Source organism: Johannesbaptistia floridana (assembly GCF_057440575.1).
In genome coordinates this window covers 1-17,110 of sequence record NZ_JALKVM010000169.1, presented here as the reverse complement: position 1 = coordinate 17,110, position 17,110 = coordinate 1, and the positions used below count along the sequence as shown (strand labels likewise).

Sequence of the window (17,110 nt, the reverse complement as noted above, 5' to 3'; positions counted from 1 at the left end):
TACTCATTACTCATTACTCATTACTCATTACTCATTATTCATCCACAACCAGTAAATGAGTGATAAAGATGCAAGATCTCAGCCAAAGGCGATCGCCTGAAGCGGAGCTTTTGTCAGAGCAAAAAGTATCACAATTAACTATTTAATCGTTTTACTTCCTTCTCAAATAACTCATTTATTTTGTCTGTGTAAGGTTCACAAATCATAGTACTTCTCTCATCTCGAAAAGTCCAAGCAGGATCCCCTTTAAAAGACAACCAGTTAAAACTGCCTACGATACCAAATTTGGCATCAGATACCAAAATTTTACAATGAGTATCTCCCAATCGTTTAAGCACAAAATTGTCTTGATAACGTTCAGCTAATTTTTTGATTTTATCTTCTGCTTTTTGATCACGAAACTTTTGCTCTTCGAGCTTCTTATCTTCATATCCATAACCAATAAAAACCCTAACTTTTCGCTTTAATAATTGTTCTAGTTTCTTAATTAACCATTGATTTGTGGCATTAGCTTTAATCCAAGGTGATATAATTAAGAGACGTTCTTGAGTATTTTGAAGAGCATCTTCAAGAAGTGGTCTATGTTCATCTGTCTTAAGATAGCGAATAGGACAGGAAGATACAAGAGATTCAAGTTTTTCCTTAAGCTCTTTTATCCTTGCTAAAGCCTCATTTAATTCTAGTTCTAGTTTTTTCTTTTCCTGATCATCATTAGTTACCTGTATATTTTGACGAGTTAAACTTATTTTAGATTCAATCTGACTAGTTTCTAAGCGAACTTGTTCTTTAAGAGAATCAATTTTTTCTTCATATTGTTCTGCTTGTATAAATACATCTTGTCCTAATTTAGATTCTGTAAATTTTTTGACCTGAGTAGTTTGCTCCACCAGTCTTTCCTGTATTTGTTTAACAATTCTATCTTTTTTCCCTCCTTTACCACGAACAAAAGCGGTTTCATGTTCTTCAGAAATTCGACCATCAATAGCAAAAGAAATTTGAAGCTCATTGCTCTCTTTATGTAGATAAACTAATGCTAATGCACTTTCATAAAAATTTTCCCTTTTTTCAATAGCTTTTATAGCAATAAAATCTCTCTTTTCTTCTTGCTTTAAATTTGTTTTAGCTTTAGCAATATCATCGATAACATCTTTAATATCTTGTAAATTAAGATCCACAAGTTCGGGAGGTTTAGGAGGATAAGCAGGAATCTCAATAAGTTGCTGGGATTTTAACTCTTTGGAACGTAGTAAATGGCGATTTTCTTCTAAATTGCCATAGTAGCGTGGTTTGACAAGCATCCTATCAAAGTTAATTTGATATGAACGTTCTTCAGGAACAATCATTTTTGCTTCTTCAAGCATCTTTTTGCCTTTTTTTGTTAATTTCCATTCTTGCATTTTGGTTCCTGTGGAAGCAACTAAATCGATGGCTTCTGTTATTGTTCTAAGATTTTGAATTACATCATTGATAAGAGAAAGTTCTAACCCTAAAAAATTACTAATTTCTTCCATTGAAGATAAACCAGCTTCAATAGATTTTAAGACAAATTCATCTATTATGGGAATAGATTTATGACGAAGCGTTAAAGCAGTTATCGTGATTCTAGTGACAGGAAGTCCTACTTGAACACAACTTACTAATTTAAACCCTGGTCGATTATCGTATCGTATAAAAATATTTTCTGGTTGTTCTGCTCTAGTTTGACTCATAGTATACCTTCCTGTAAACAACAAGTATCCCGATGGGATTCTATATATTTAATCACCTTTTGTAAAGGGTTAGAAGTGAGACTTCGACAAAAATTATGATCTCCGACAATCACCAAACCGACTTTCCCCCTTGATAAAGCTACGTTCATTCGTTCTTCATCCCGCAAAAAACCTAATTTTCTCTCTTTATTAGAACGAGTAACAGAATAAATCGCGATGTCTGCTTCTTGTCCTTGGAATGCGTCCACTGTATTACTTTGAACAATTAATTGTTCCCAATTAGTGCGATCACAATCCAATTTCCGATTCAATAATCTTAACTGAGCAGAATATCCTGTCAAAATGGCAACACTATATTGTTTATTTATAGTTCTTGCCATGTTATTGATTTTCTTTAAAAGTTCCATAATTATATTAACTTCAGACATATTTGAAAAACTTTGATTAGCTTTTTGCTCACGACAATGCTTAAGTTTACTAGTTGTAAACCAAGTAACAGGTTTAGGAATTACAAACTTAAGATCATCATCTAAATTGGTCCTAGGACTTTCAATTTGACCATTATAGAAACATTGACTAATTAAATCCCCAATAGGAGTAACCATACGATGTTGAATCGTCAATAGTTTTCGATTAGTTTCTGGTAAGGTTCTCAAAAGATAAGCAAATAAAGTTTCTTTTATTTCCTCTGAATTTAAATCGTATTTATCTAAAAATCTCGGATCACGACTAACATTATCTTGAAAAGGAGGAAGTTGTTTAGTATCTCCCACTAAAATCCAGCGTTTTGAGCGTACAATAGGGACTAATAATTCCGTAGCCGTTGCCTTAGATGCTTCATCAATAATGCACAAATCAAACTCAACTTCTGGAATATTTCTAGCAAGACCTATACAAGTTCCTGCTACAATTTGAGAACGTTTAAGCAATGCGTAATTAAATTGTTTTTTATCACTTTTTCCAAAAATATCAAACCAGTTTTGTTGAATATTCATCAGTTTCTTAAGTTGATTTGATAGAGGATTATTTGAATCATTTAAATAACTTTCATATATTTCTAAATCTTCCTTAGATAGCTTGAAAATCTCTTGAACATCCATTTCGCTTAATTCAGCTAACTTTTCAGCAGATGGTCTTTGATTTTCTTGACGAATTTGTTTGGCTTTTTGTTGATTTTCTTGGATTTTTTGTTCTAAATATTTAAGTTTGTGTTTAACTTCATTAGGTAAATTTTTAGGAATCGACAGCTTGGGATTATTAATATCTTGATTTTCAAAGTAACTTTTATATTCAGGTTGTTGAATTAGTTCATATTTTTCTTGTTTTTGTAAAGCAATCTCTTGCTTTAATAATTCTAATTCTTCAAGAGCGATTCTTAACTGTTGAAATAACCTAGCCATTTCTATATTTTTAGGAGAAATACCATGAGACTCAGACCAATCACTAATAAAATTTTTACTCCGGTTAAATACATCATTTCCCCAACGGTTTATTTGCTCTTCTAATAAAAGTTCATGTACACTATCTGACACTTTTTCATGATTGCCAATTCGCACAATTTTTAAATCAATGTTTTGCTTTTGAAGTCTTTCTAAGGCATTATCTAAAGCCACATGAGTTTGTGAAGTTAGCAAAATGCGGGCTTCAGGATTATCTTGAAGGGTTTGTAGAATAATCTCAGTAATAAATGTTGTTTTTCCTGTCCCTGGAGGTCCCTCTACAGCTAAAAAATCTTTTGTGCTTAATGCGGCTACAACGGTTTCTTCTTGGGAAGAATTAAGTTTTTGAATAAATTGTCTATTAAAATCTAAACAAGGTGATTTAACTTGCCGAGGGTCAATTAATAAACTTGAAAGGTCTGAACGAACCCCTCTATCATATTTAACAGCATCTAAAGCATTTTTTTGTTTTCCTAAAGCATATTCAGCCGCACGAGTATCAAACAATAACGCTCCTTTTTGAGGTAGCCTTTCTACGCTTCCTTGAGTAATATAAAGCGTTAATTGATCATTTTTTACTTCCTCTACATCTCCACTTAATAAAGATAAACCTTTCTGGGATCTTATATAACGAGTTTGTCCGACAATATCCTCATCAGGAGGAGAATCTAAGGTAAAGATTGCTCGATTACCTGACGGCTCAACTTGTTGATATGATAAAGGAGACTGCTGCTCTTTTTCCCAATCAGTTTTAGCTCTTAAAAGATTATCCCAAACAAAAAATATTCTTCGCTTTTCATCTAAAGCTTTCTCTAGTCTCAGATCCGCTTCATGTTCTTCAACCAATAATTTTAACTCGTTGATAACTTTTTGTGCTTGACTTTTGCTGAAGAAGGAATCAAAGCTAAATTGATAGGGAGGGGTCCAACCTTGTAAACGGTTTTCTTCTAAAATATTACTGGAAAGACATTTTGCAGACAAAATAACTAATCTATCTAGATTCTTTTGCTCAATTTTGACATGATAACAGTAGTCAACCCCATAAATCTTATACTGACTATCTTTATATTCATCCCTATCTTTGTTCTTAAAACGACAGATTCCACAGTCAGTATTTAAGTCTTGAGTAATTATTTTCTCAATCTCCGCTTTTGAATCGGCTTTTAGTTCGAGTTCAATCTTCTCAAAATTAGAACGTAACATTAAATAATATTTTGAAGTTTTTATAATATTTCTTTGAGATTGAATAGAGTCAATTTCAGTTAGTAAAACATCCGCATTGCGTTGACGCTCTACAGGATCACGAGAAATAGCTCGCTCAAAAATTTCACTAATTTTAGAAGGGACATCTAATTCTTGAACGGCTTGATCAACACTGTCATAATTGGTTAATGGTATGTCAGTTAAACATTTTAGAACAACAACTCCAAAACTAAACACATCACGGGTATAAGGATCTGAACCGTCTTCATCTTCGGGAGGAGTATAGGGGCGTGAAACAAAATCTCTAAGTGTAACAGTTGGTTGTAAATATCTCCGAGCTTTGGAAATTCCAAAATCTGCTAATTTAATGGTCCCTTCATTATTAATTAGAATATTTGCAGGTTTAATATCTCTGTGAGTGTATTCTCGATTATGACAAAAGGCTAATGCTTCAAGTAAGGGTTTTCCAATATCCTCCCAAAAAGAATCCCATCCTTTTTCTTTTAGGGGAGATTCTGTTAAAAACTCTTCTAAATTTTTATCCATCCATTCTAGGACAAGAAAATTATGTTCTGTGTTCTCATCAACTCCTGAATCGATTAATTCTACAATTCTATGATGTTTTAATTCTTTTAAAGCACTTACCTCTCGTCTAAAAGACTCTTTAGAAATTTCTTCTTCAATCTTAAATTTAGAAAAAATCTTTACTGCTACTTGACGCATATTGTTAACCATATCAATTGCTTTATAAACTTCTCCCATTCCACTTTCTCTAGGATCAGGTGTTAAAGCATATCTTTGGTTAACTAAGCGAGCTCCCATTGTGTTTTTGCCTCGATTTCAATTTGTAATCATTATTATACATGACTAGATACAGTCCATATTTCTATAATTCCCTAAAACTATTTTGAAGTAACACTTTCATCTAGATAGGGAAAATTTTCAGTGGTGCTGATTGACATTTTAGCCATCTTGATTAAAGACTAGTTAAGTAGCAATGACAATTGGGTTTTTCAATTAAGGTCTCCACCAAAGAATTTAAAGTCACTGCGGCTAAAAGCCCACCTCCCAAACTCCCCTGAATTGTAATATAAGGAGTGTCTGTGTTCATCAATCGTCGCTTAGCTGCGGGAGCATGGCTAAATCCGATGGGCATTCCAATTACGAGGGCAGGTTGAATTTGTTTGTGCTCTATCAATTGACAAACTCTCAGCAATATAGAAGGAGCATATCCAATCACTACTATACTTGTTGGAGAAATGTCTTGTAATTGTTGTTGCCACTGTTGATGTTTATAAAATGCTTTTTCGGCTTCATCGACTCCGGTAATGTGAGGGTCATTAATGAGGGTTTTCACAGAACAGCCTAAATGAGCTAACCTAGTTTGATCCAGTGCTACGGCTATGACCTGTATATCTGTAACCACGGAACATCCAGCCTTTAGAGCCTCTCGTGCAGAAGCGATCGCCTGGGGGCTGATGCGCACAGAATCAACTAGACTGACATCGCCACAGGCCAACACAAGTTGATGAAGCAAATGTACTGTAATTTCTGAATAGTGAGACAAATCGGGAAGTAGGTATTGTAATGATTCTGAGAAGCTTTCCGGGTGAGTGGTTATTTGTGCATCTAAATCGAGCCAAAACCTATCTAAGGTCACTCCTTCCTCGGATTTTAAATCCAGGGGTTGCAAGTGCTCGCCTGCTGCGTTGACTTGCTGGAGTTGACCGAGGGCTTCTGCTTGCACCCTTTGACAGTGGCGATCGCGCCCTAGTAATCCTTCTAAAGCTGAGGCTGTTTGTCGCAATTGAGTAATTTGTTGAATTAATAAGCGATATTGCTGTGACAATTGAGCCATTAACTGTGAATCATTGGTTTCCTCCCCATAGCTATTTAAGAGTTGACCAATATGAGATAACTGAAATCCCTGTTCTTTTAGCGTTACTATTAATTTCAATCGCTTTACATCCTGCGCCGTATAAAGACGGTAGTTACCCTGTGAGCGGGCTACAGGGGGCAGTAATCCGATCTGATGATAATGGCGCACCATGCGGGGTGTAACGCCACCCCCAACCGCCTCTGTCAGTTCTTTAATTGTTAGATATTGAGTCTTCATATTCTTAGTTTACTCAAAACCTTGACATTGACACTAATGTCAAGGTTTAAAATAACAAGATATTTATTCCACCGATAAGACGATGATTTCAGCTACCCCATCTCAATCTCCCGTTGCCAATCTAATCAAAGAACATCCCGAAGGAGTTGCCGCGATCTCCTGTGGGATTTTGGTGTTTCTAGGCTGGCAAATGCTCAACCTCGGCTGGGTGGGACTTTCCCTATTGACTCTGACAGCAGCTTATGTGATTGGGGGGTTTGACAGTGCCAGGGAAGGTTTAACAACTCTCTGGGAAGAAAAAGAATTCGATGTAGATTTATTGATGATTTTGGCTGCCTTGGGAGCTGCGAGTCTTGGTCTATGGCAAGGGGAATATTACCTGATTGTCGATGGTGCAGTCTTAATCCTGATTTTTGCCATTAGTGGTGCCCTCGAAGGCTATGCCATGCAAAGAACAGAACGCAGTATTCAGGGATTAATGAGTTTAACCACCGATACAGCCCGATTGCTCCACAATGGACAAGAAAGTATCGTGCCAATTTCTGAACTCAAAATTGGTGATCTCCTCTTAGTCAAACCTGGAGAATTAGTACCAACAGATGGCTTAGTCATCGAGGGGTTTAGCACTTTGAATCAGGCATCAATTACCGGAGAATCAATTCCCATTGAAAAAACTGTTGGAGATGAAGTCTTTGCTGGAACAATAAATGGTAATGGAGTTTTACGACTGAAAATTCACCAACCCCCTGAAAGCAGTTTAATTCAAAGGGTCATCCGTCTTGTTCAACAAGCTCAAACCGAAGCTCCTCCCTCTCAACAGTTTATTGAAAGATTTGAGCGTGGTTATGCCAAGGTGATTATTATTGCGGGAGTTTTACTTGGTATATTGCCGCCCTTTTTATTGGGTTGGAGTTGGGAAGAGACGATTTATCGAGCCTTGATTTTTCTCGTGGTGGCTTCTCCCTGTGCCTTGATGGCTTCAATTATGCCCACCTTGTTATCTGGTATTGCTAATGGTGCGCGAAAGGGAATTTTGTTTAAGAATGGAGCGCAATTAGAACGCATTGGACAAGTTAAAGCGATCGCCTTTGATAAAACTGGAACACTAACGACCGGAGAACTACAATTAGTAAATAGAATGGCAACCGAATCATCACCAGAACATCTACTGCAAGTGGCGGCAGCCTTAGAGAGTTTATCCGAGCATCCTATGGGAGATGCTATTGTGAAAGCTGCTCGTCAGCAGAATCTATCTTGGACAGAAGCTACTAATGCTCAAGCTCAAGTAGGACAAGGGATTGTGGGAGAAATTGATGGTCAAGTTGCCGTGGTTGGCAAAGGTGCTTTCGTCCAAGCACAAGTAAAAGATGTTCCCAAAAGCCTGATAAACCAGAGTCTAGAGTGGGAAACTCAAGGAAAGACTGTAGTTTGGGTGGGTTATGGGGAAAAGGTTTTGGGTCTTCTTGCTGTTGCTGATACGATTCGACCTACTGCCCCAGAGGCGATCGCGCGATTAAAAAGCCTCGGTATTGAACATATAGTGATGTTAAGTGGGGATAACTCAGCCACTGCTCATAGTATTGCTCAAGAGATTGGCGTAGATACAGTTTATGCAGAACTTTTACCAGAAGATAAAGTAGCTGTGATTCAAAAGTTGCAGAAACAATATCAGACAGTGGCGATGGTGGGAGATGGAATTAATGATGCCCCAGCCTTAGCCCAGGCATCCGTGGGAATTGCCATGGGTGCTGCGGGGAGTGATGTAGCTTTAGAAACTGCCGATATAGTGCTCATGGCGGATCGTTTGGAGCGATTAGAACATGCAATTCGTCTAGGTCGTCGTGCTCAAAGGGTTGTTGTGCAAAATATTGTTTTTGCCCTTAGTTTTGTGGTGATTTTGCTAATTTTTAACTTTGCAGGTAATATTACACTTCCTCTTGGGGTTTTAGGTCATGAAGGTTCCACAGTAATTGTGACTTTGAGTGGTTTGCGATTACTTAAAGGGCAGAATCAATTATAGCAATTCTCATACTGGTGAGAAAGGTTATCCTTTTGAGGCAGGAGGCTCCGACTCAGATCTTGCATCTTTATCCAAAGTTACTTGTGGTGGTTAAGTAATGAGTAATGAGTAATGAGTAATGAGTAATGAGTAAGAGAATTAATGCGATCGCGCTTAAAAATTGATTCTCCCTTGTCGGCCAATTTCTGTACTTTTGTTTTGGTGCAAGATATGAGGCACGGAGGCAAGAGAGTTAGGTACAACCTCATGAGTCCGAAAAATGCTATATATCAAATTGATTAAAAAATGCTTAAAATCGCTATACTATAAATTATTAATAATACAAAAACCTGGCTATGTATAGTATACTGTTCCCTGTCCTTATATTTATTGCATTTTTTTAGGGAAATAATATTAGTAGGTTGGGCCCTTGGTAACGAAACCCAACAATCCATAGCAAGTAAATACTGTTCCCTGTCCTTATATTTATTGCATTTTTTTAGAGGGAAATGATATTAGTAGGTTGGGCCCTTGGTAACGAAACCCAACAATCCATAGCACTATAGTTTTTTACTACAATTAGAAAATTTCAACTTTTCTTCAGTATTGAGCACTACTTTGTAGATATAGAATTGTCATAGAAGAACATTATAGGATACATAACTCATGGCTATTTTATATGTTAATGACGATGCTACAGGTCAAAACGATGGATCTACCTGGAGAGATGCGTTTAATAGTCTTCAAGATGCTTTAGCTGCGGCCCAACCCGAAGATGAAATCTGGGTAGCAGAAGGAGTTTATACACCTACTGAAGATACTAATAGAGGAGCTTCTTTTCGGCTTAAAGATTTTGTGAAGGTTTATGGCGGTTTTGCTGGGAATGAAACTAGTCTTGATGAGAGAGATTTTCGAGATAATGAAACTATCCTAAGCGGTGATTTAGGAGTTCAAGGTGATTCTGTTGATAATAGTTATCATGTGGTAAATAGTTCTGGTACCAATGCTAGTAGTGGTTTAGATGGGTTTACTATTACTGGCGGTAATGCTAATGCCAGTACTGATCGTTATCACCAAGATCGTGGGGGTGGTCTTTATCATAATGGCGGTAATGCTATATTGCAAAATTTAGTAATTACAGATAATCGAGCAGTCAATGGAGGAGGAATATATTTTCAATCTGGGAATTTAACTAATATTATTGTTAGCAATAATTTTGCTTCAAGTGCAGGAGGAGGAATATATTCACGTATTGCTCACAACATAGGCACAAATACATTAGTTAATGTTCTTGTTGAAGATAACATATCTACTAATGGTGGCGGAATTTATTTTAATACAAACCAGATTAATGGTAAGATGATAAATAGTACTATTGCTAATAATATAGCCGACAATGGAGGTGGAATTTACAGACAGGACTACAATGGGGGTACTAATATTACTAATAGCATTATTTGGGGTAACACTAGTAATGTTAGTGGTAATCAAATACATGGTGGAAGGGTTACTGTACTCAGTAGTATAGTAGAAGGCGGCTTTGCCAATGTTAGCGGCGCAGATCCTTTATTTGTTGACCCAGAAAATGGTGACTATCGCCTTCAGAATAATTCTCCTGCGATCGACATTGGTGATAACTCAGCCATTACAGAACAATTAAATCCAGTTGAAGAAGATTTAGATGGTAGACCCCGCATTCTCGGTGATACTATTGACCTCGGTCCCTATGAAACTATTAGAATTAATGAAGTTGTTGGTACAAATGACGACGATTCACTTCTTGGTACTAATGGAATAGATAGTCTTATTGGTAGAGCAGGGAATGATACACTAGATGGGCGTAGTAATGATGATACACTAGATGGTGGTTTAGGTGATGATTTACTTCTCGGAGACAATGGCAATGACCTTTTAATAGGCAAAGATGGTGATGATTTCCTCGACGGTGGCAGTGGTAATGATACAATGCGCGGTAGCGATGGAGATGATACTTATGTGGTTGACTCCCTCGATGACATCACTGAAAATGAAAAACCTGATAGTATAATTGATGGTATAGATACCGTTATCTCCTCAGTAGATTGGGCTTTAGGTCCAAGAAGTCGTAATATTGAAAATCTAACCCTTACTGGAGATAGATTCGTCGCTGGAATTGGTAACCGTTTAGATAATATTGTGATTGGTAGTGATGCCAAAAATCGCCTTAGTGGTGGTAGTGGTGATGACTCCCTTAGCGGCGAAAGACAAGAAGATCGCTTAATCGGCAATGATGGCAATGACTCTCTTCTCGGAGGCTTTGCCGACGATTTACTCGAAGGTGGTCAAGGTAGGGATAGATTTCAAATCGGCAGTGTCAGACATGGCGTTGATACAATTGTAGATTTTGTGGTAGAAGCTGATTTTATAGAATTATTCCAATCAGGTTTCCGCAATGGTTTAGAGATTGGTTTTCTAGATGAAGCTAATTTCTTAACCATTCCTACTTTAGAAGATTTCGACAATAATTTAGGGTTAGGAATAGTCTATGGCACTAGAGATGGTGGTGTTGCTTATATTAATACAGAACAAGACATCGAGTTGACCCAAATAGCCCAGCTAGAAGGTAATCCTGAATTAGCGGCAAGTAATGTGCGGATCGTTTAGCTTAATCATACCAAATACAGCCAGTATGTTGGGTTAAAGGTCGTGCAATCCAACATATAACAGTTGGAGGCAAAGAGTTAGATTGTTGGGTGTAGTGACCTCAACCCAACCTACTATAGCTTTAACTTTTGTTCTGGTGCAAGATATAGGGTACGGGTGAAAAAGTAACTTTTTGAAGAGGAGTAGCATAATAAATGAGGGCGCAAGTATGAGCGCCCCTACTTTGCACCTTTTTTTTAAAGACAACCAGCTCAAAACTATACTAAATAAGTTAGATTGTTGGGTGTAGTGACCTCAACCCAACCTACTATAGCTTTAACTCATTACTCATTACTCAACCACCACAAGTATAGCAATGAGCCAATAGATGTTGACAAAAATGATGAAAAGCCCCCCTTAGTAAGCTATCCTTTATAAACATCTTTCTTAACATAAAACTTGACAAAAACACCAACTTGTAATTAAGTGCTTTTTCAGATTTTGTTTAAGAAAATAATGTATAAACAAATACATTATTTAGGAAATTAAGTAATTTTACTTAAAAATTTCTCCCTGCTCCCTGCTCCCTGCTCCCTGCTATACAAGGGTTTCAGAGTTGCTTATAAAGCATAGCTTAGTAAGGGGGGTTGGGGGGATCGTTAGTGATAAATGTTGTTAACACTACTGCGATCGCTGCTATAAATGAGTGATAAAGATGCTTTGGTCTGAGTTAAGGGGGGTTAGGGGCAGGGCTGTTTTATTCTAAAATTTTGTCGTAAGCTAGAAGCTAGACACAACAAAAGTTGACGCTCTTTTTAGCTATTATTAGAAAAAAGGGGATTTATTATTAGCAAAAAATCCCATCTCCCTGCTCCGGTGCTCCCTGCTCCGGTGCTTCTCCTCACCATTTTCTTTGTCAAGAACAAAACAGCCCTGCTTAGTTAAGCTATGCTTTATAAACATCTTTCTTAACATAAAACTTGACAAAAACACCAACTTGTGGGTAAGTGCTTTTTCAGATTTTGTTTAAGAAAATAATGTATAAAAAAATACATTATTTGGCAAATTAAGTAATTTTACTTAAAAACCCTCTCCCTGCTCCCTGCTCCCTGCTCCCTTGCTATACAAGGAGTTCACGAGTTGCTTATAAGGGATAGCTTAGTTAAGGGGGGATCAAAATGTCCCTTGTCTAAGTAACGCTATAGCTAATGTTTATTGAAAATAAATACTAAGTTAACTTGCCAATTTTTATTATCAAAACTAGAAGGAGTAATTTGAATCTTGTTAATAAATTCTCGAAAATAAAAGCGTCTCTCAGATTCTGACAAGTCTAACCAAAATTGCTCTAAAGAAACAGTTTGTGCGATCGCCAAAAGATTTAGGGGTGGTAGTTGCTCTATATCTCCTTGAGTGTGGGCAATTTCTGTATTTAACTGATAGATACGCAGTTTAGCAGTAGTCTCATCGAGAATCCCTTGGGTTTCTAACTGAGTAACTTGTTCAATAATCTCTTTTTTCTCAGCTATTTGAGCTTCTAGGGCTGTTTTTTTGGCTTGAATTCCTTCTGTACTTTGTTGGGCAACCACTCGGGGTAATTGGGCACAAATTTCTTGAATGGTTGCTTGTAAAACTTGATTATAGGGAATTCCTGAACATTTAGTAACTCTTTGACAATTTAATGGTCTTAAATAGAGATATTCTTGGTTATTTTTTTTGACACTAGCTACAGTTAGTTGTGATTGACATTCTTGACACACCACTAAACCAGCTAGAGAGCGAGAAGCGCTGGCTGTGCGAGCTGGTAAACAAGCATTGCGACGTAAAAGACGGTCAATTTGTGCTGCTTCAGAGCGGGAGAGAATGCCTGCATGAGTGTTGCGAATAATTTCTCTATTTTTATATACTAGATCACCTCGGTAAATAGGGCTAGTTAACCAATTTCTGCCAGTGGAAACGGCAATTTTTTTTCCATAGCGTTTTTCTAAATAACGCACAGCGCCTCGGAGAGAGCCGTATAGTAGAAATCGCTCAAAAAAGTCTCTAACTAAAGGGGCTGTAGAGCGATCTATGATATAGCGCTCTTGACCACGCCGATAACCGTAGGGTGCTTTCCCGGGAGGAGGTAAGCATTTAATTCGGTTACGGGCGTGTGCTTGGCGGAGACGGCGACCTTCAAGATTACGAGACACTGTGGGTAATATTTTACTAAGGTGTTCTTTTACTTGAAAATCAGAAGAATTATAATTTTCTTCTAGGGCGATAACTTGTACACCGAGTTTTTCTAAGTGATTTAGGCGATCGCACACTTGAGTTAATGAGTCTCCTAATTCTTCTAGACTCTTAATCAATAGGCGTCTAGGTTGGTCATCTTGGCATTCTTCTATTAACTGTTGTAGTTGGTTACGTTCTCCCCAATCAATGTATACTTTTTCTACATTTTCCGGCCATTGTTCCTGGCTAACTTGTTTATTTAGATAGGGATTGTAATAACTATAGGCCAATACTCTCATTACTTAGTGTTTACTGGGGGTAATTCTGGTAACTCATTTGTTATCGCTGTATAGTTTGATTGATTAGATTTTAGATAGGCGATGGCTTGAGTATATTGGGGATCTGCATTTGTGCCTAATGCTGCCGGATTTTTGTTAATCAATAATTCTTGTTGAGGGTTTAATTCCACGTAAATATCAGGAGTAATTCCGCGTTTATTAATAGTAGCCCCACTAGGAGGATAATAACGAGAAATAGTTACTGCTAAACCGGATCCATCGGAAAGATTATGAACTGATTGGACTGTACCTTTACCAAAGGTGCGGGTTCCCACAACAGTTGCTCGATTATTTTCTTTAAGGGCTGCGGTGAGAACTTCGCTGGCACTTGCAGAATTTTGGTTTACTAAAATCACTAAAGGTAAATCACTCAAAGCTGTGCCATTAGCTGAGAATTTTTGTTCACCGCAATTGTCTTCAATTGCGTCACAGTTTTCGGGGCGATTTATTATTTTTACAATTACCCCTTCTTCGAGCCACATTCTTGCTATATCTACACTTGCGTATAATAGGCCCCCAGGATTATTCCGTAAATCTAGAACAAATCCCGTCACTTGATCATCTTGCAGTTTTTTTACTGCCTTTTTCATTTGTTCGGCGGCGTGGGAGCTAAATTCATCTAGTTTTATATAACCTACTAGCATATTCCCTTCTTGTTTTACTTGGTAAGTTACCGAAGGAACTTCTACTTGGGCGCGAGTTACGCTCACCTCAAAAACCTTATTGCCTGGGCGACTCAATTCTAATTCTACGGTAGTGCCTGTTTCTCCTCTGATTTCCTCTAAAGCTTGCTCTACTCCCATTACTGCTGTCGGTTTGCCATTGATTTTAATAATGCGATCTCCTGGCTGAATCCCTGCTTCTGCTGCGGGAGAATTACTTAAAGGTTCTACTACCACTAACTCTTGACTAGTTGCATCTATTTCTATACGAACTCCGATTCCTGATAATTCTCCTGCTGTTTGATTTGTGAGTTCTTCAAATTGTTTTGGTGATAAAAAACGGGTATAGGGGTCTCCCAATTTTTTGAGAGCTTCTCTGATTGCTTGATATGCTTCTGTTTGAGAGCTGTATTCTCTATCTAACAATTCTTCTCTTACTTTTAACCAGTCAACTTGATTAAAGTTTTGATCTACATATTCATAGTCTACAATTTGCCATACTTCGTCTACCAGGGTTTTGGGACTATCTTCTAGTTTTGCTTCCACTAATTCTGTAGTCGCCATACTGAACATTGAGCCAATGATTAGAGATGGCAGTAATTGTTTTAAAAATTGATTCATAAATTTCTGATGTATAAATAGTTACTTTTTGTTCACAAATAGATAGTTTGATTTTGCACTTGTGTCAAATAAACAAGCTTAAAATATTTATCCTCTGCTTATATTTTATTTTAACTTTTATTTTTTTTAGTTACTATAGGGTATCATTTCCCCTTTAGACTATAATAATGTGAATAAAAAACTTATTAATTAGATTAATTAGGAGAAAAATCATGCCAGCGCAACAAGCGGTTGGATCAATTGAAACAAAAGGGTTTCCAGGTATATTAGCTGCCTCTGATGCCATGGTTAAAGCCGGAAGAATCACATTAGTTGGTTATATTCGTGTGGGGAGTGCCCGTTTTAACGTAAATATTCGCGGTGATGTTTCAGAAGTTAAGGTTGCCATACAAGCAGGAATTGAAGCAGTGGAAAAAACCTATGGCGCTACCTTAGAATCTTGGGTAATTATTCCTCGTCCCCATGAAAACGTAGTTGCTGTGTTACCAATTGACTATACTGAAGCTGTGCAGACTTTCCGCGATTCAGTAGAAAGAGCAATTCTTCCTGGGTCACCTCGCTAAATTAATTTTTCTGTGCAGGTGTAGAGTTTTTAAATTCCTTAAATACAGCTATTTGAGCCTAGTAACCTGGTAGGGTGTGTTAGCGCGAAGCGCGTAACGCACCAGTTAATTTAGTACAAACACACTGGTGCTTTGATGTGGGATAACTAGCACTTTCCTTTGAAAATTAAAAAGCGATGTTAACTCGAATATATACCTAAGAGTTAAGATTTATAAATATATAAGTAACCGAACAGATAGGGTAAAAGATTTTCTATAATAATTATATAAGGTAAACTTGCAAACTAATATAATAAATAGTTTGAAAATTTTTTCCTCAAAGAACACTATACCAGTTGGACTGCAATTATGCTAGATGCAATTATTATTCTCATATTTATCATAGCAGGAGGGGGTATTGGTTATGATTGTGTAGACCTACTTCCAGACTCAGTATTGGAGGAAGTGTCTAACATCGAGGCATTACGCTTAGTAGCCTCAGGATTTACTGCAATTATAGGGTTAGTAGTGGGTTTAGTAGCTCAGACTAACTACCGCCGCCTGGAAAATCAAATACGCAAAACCCCAATCGAAATTATCTTGACTCGTGCCGTAGGTTTGGTCATTGGGTTGCTATTAGCTAACTTAATGTTAGCGCCTGTATTCTTGTTACCAATACCGGAACAATTGACTTTCATTAAGCCAATGATAGCTATTCTAGGAAGTGTAATGTTCGCTTTTTTAGGCATTAGCTTAGCTGATACCCACGGACGCACTTTCTTGAGAATTCTCAACCCTCACAGTATGGAATCAATTCTAGTAGCAGAAGGAATGCTTGAACCTGCTACTACTAAGATAATTGATACAAGCTGCATTATTGATGGACGTATCGAACAAATATTTGAAACCAGATTCCTCGAAGGACAAATCATTATCCCTCAGTTTGTTTTGCACGAATTACAACAATTAGCTGATGCTACCAATGACCAAAAACGAGTAAGAGGGAGAAGAGGTTTAGATATCTTGAATCGTATGCAAGCAGCTTTTCCCAAACAAATCATCATCAATCCAGTAGATTATGAAGAAATATCCACAGTAGACGCTAAATTAGTTCACCTAGCTCAAGAAATTAACGGCACTTTAGTAACAAATGATTATAACTTGAGTAAAGTGGCTAATTTACAAAAAGTTGAAATTCTCAATATTAATGATTTGGCTCAAGCTATGCGTCCCATATATCTACCAGGAGATACTATTGAGATTAAAGTTATTAAACAGGGAAAAGAACCCACTCAAGGTATCGGCTACTTAGATGATGGTACTATGGTAGTTGTAGAAGAAGGACGCAATTACGTGGGAGCAGAAGCAAGAGTAGTAGTAACATCAGCTCTGCAAACCTCCGCAGGGCGCATGATTTTCGCTAAACCCCAAGCTTCAGTAACTGCTTAAACGACTTCCACGCTTTTAAAGAGGGCGTGGAAGTAACAGAAAAAAAAGTAATTTAAGCTCTTCCTCTCTTTGGCTGACTTGATTATTAACCCATAAGTTTCAGTAGTAATGTTAAAGCTGTTGTAACTAAAGTTTACGAAAACCGGAACTTATGTCGGTAGAGTTGCGGTCAGAAAAACAGGTAGTTTTAACATTAAAA

Annotated in this window: 9 protein-coding genes; 4 read left to right on the top strand and 5 right to left on the bottom strand. The window is 37.3% G+C overall.

What is annotated here, in order from left to right; translation table 11 throughout:
* Positions 1–134: 134 nt before the first annotated feature.
* The 3 genes from MW688_RS11365 to MW688_RS11355 form a co-directional block, all read right to left on the bottom strand.
* Entirely contained in the window at positions 135–1,709 is a 1,575-nt protein-coding gene (locus MW688_RS11365; protein WP_486736093.1) for a phospholipase D-like domain-containing protein, read from the bottom strand.
* Complete coding sequence (locus tag MW688_RS11360; RefSeq protein ID WP_486736092.1) at positions 1,706–5,173, bottom strand: AAA domain-containing protein; 3,468 nt, start codon at positions 5,171–5,173, stop codon at positions 1,706–1,708. Before MW688_RS11360 ends, MW688_RS11365 begins: the two co-directional genes overlap by 4 nt.
* Before the next feature lie 154 nt (positions 5,174–5,327).
* Complete coding sequence (locus MW688_RS11355; RefSeq protein WP_486736091.1) at positions 5,328–6,467, bottom strand: precorrin-8X methylmutase; 1,140 nt, start codon at positions 6,465–6,467, stop codon at positions 5,328–5,330.
* Between the two features lie 82 nt (positions 6,468–6,549).
* Between MW688_RS11355 and MW688_RS11350 the strand changes: the two genes are divergently transcribed.
* On the top strand, positions 6,550–8,487 hold the full coding sequence (locus tag MW688_RS11350; RefSeq protein WP_486736090.1) for a heavy metal translocating P-type ATPase: 1,938 nt from the start codon (positions 6,550–6,552) through the stop codon (positions 8,485–8,487).
* Between the two features lie 645 nt (positions 8,488–9,132).
* Positions 9,133–11,109: a calcium-binding protein gene (locus MW688_RS11345; protein WP_486736089.1), complete on the top strand. Its 1,977-nt coding sequence runs from the start codon at positions 9,133–9,135 to the stop codon at positions 11,107–11,109.
* Positions 11,110–12,293: 1,184 nt separating this feature from the next.
* Here MW688_RS11345 and MW688_RS11340 read toward each other — a convergent pair.
* Together MW688_RS11340 and ctpB are read right to left on the bottom strand one after the other, a co-directional pair.
* A complete protein-coding gene (locus MW688_RS11340) occupies positions 12,294–13,598 on the bottom strand; it encodes a recombinase family protein (protein WP_486736088.1) in 1,305 nt (434 codons plus the stop codon).
* Positions 13,598–14,920: a carboxyl-terminal processing protease CtpB gene (gene ctpB, locus MW688_RS11335; RefSeq protein ID WP_486736087.1), complete on the bottom strand. Its 1,323-nt coding sequence runs from the start codon at positions 14,918–14,920 to the stop codon at positions 13,598–13,600. Before ctpB ends, MW688_RS11340 begins: the two co-directional genes overlap by 1 nt.
* 212 nt (positions 14,921–15,132) lie before the next feature.
* Between ctpB and MW688_RS11330 the strand changes: the two genes are divergently transcribed.
* Both MW688_RS11330 and MW688_RS11325 read left to right on the top strand, forming a co-directional pair.
* Positions 15,133–15,483 carry a carbon dioxide-concentrating mechanism protein CcmK gene (locus MW688_RS11330; RefSeq protein WP_486736086.1) on the top strand — a complete coding sequence of 117 codons (351 nt, stop codon included), beginning with the start codon at positions 15,133–15,135 and terminating at the stop codon, positions 15,481–15,483.
* A gap of 348 nt (positions 15,484–15,831) precedes the next feature.
* On the top strand, positions 15,832–16,911 hold the full coding sequence (locus tag MW688_RS11325; RefSeq protein ID WP_486736085.1) for a PIN/TRAM domain-containing protein: 1,080 nt from the start codon (positions 15,832–15,834) through the stop codon (positions 16,909–16,911).
* Positions 16,912–17,110 lie beyond the last annotated feature (199 nt).

Excerpts from the sequence above, each read along its gene's own strand:
- MW688_RS11355 (WP_486736091.1), bottom strand. The coding sequence starts at position 6,467 with ATGAAGACTCAATATCTAACAATTAAAGAACTGACAGAGGCGGTTGGG.
- MW688_RS11330 (WP_486736086.1), top strand. The coding sequence starts at position 15,133 with ATGCCAGCGCAACAAGCGGTTGGATCAATTGAAACAAAAGGGTTTCCA.
- MW688_RS11340 (WP_486736088.1), bottom strand. The coding sequence starts at position 13,598 with ATGAGAGTATTGGCCTATAGTTATTACAATCCCTATCTAAATAAACAA.
- MW688_RS11360 (WP_486736092.1), bottom strand. The coding sequence starts at position 5,173 with ATGGGAGCTCGCTTAGTTAACCAAAGATATGCTTTAACACCTGATCCT.
- MW688_RS11365 (WP_486736093.1), bottom strand. The coding sequence starts at position 1,709 with ATGAGTCAAACTAGAGCAGAACAACCAGAAAATATTTTTATACGATAC.
- MW688_RS11325 (WP_486736085.1), top strand. The coding sequence starts at position 15,832 with ATGCTAGATGCAATTATTATTCTCATATTTATCATAGCAGGAGGGGGT.
- MW688_RS11345 (WP_486736089.1), top strand. The coding sequence starts at position 9,133 with ATGGCTATTTTATATGTTAATGACGATGCTACAGGTCAAAACGATGGA.
- MW688_RS11350 (WP_486736090.1), top strand. The coding sequence starts at position 6,550 with ATGATTTCAGCTACCCCATCTCAATCTCCCGTTGCCAATCTAATCAAA.
- ctpB (WP_486736087.1), bottom strand. The coding sequence starts at position 14,920 with ATGAATCAATTTTTAAAACAATTACTGCCATCTCTAATCATTGGCTCA.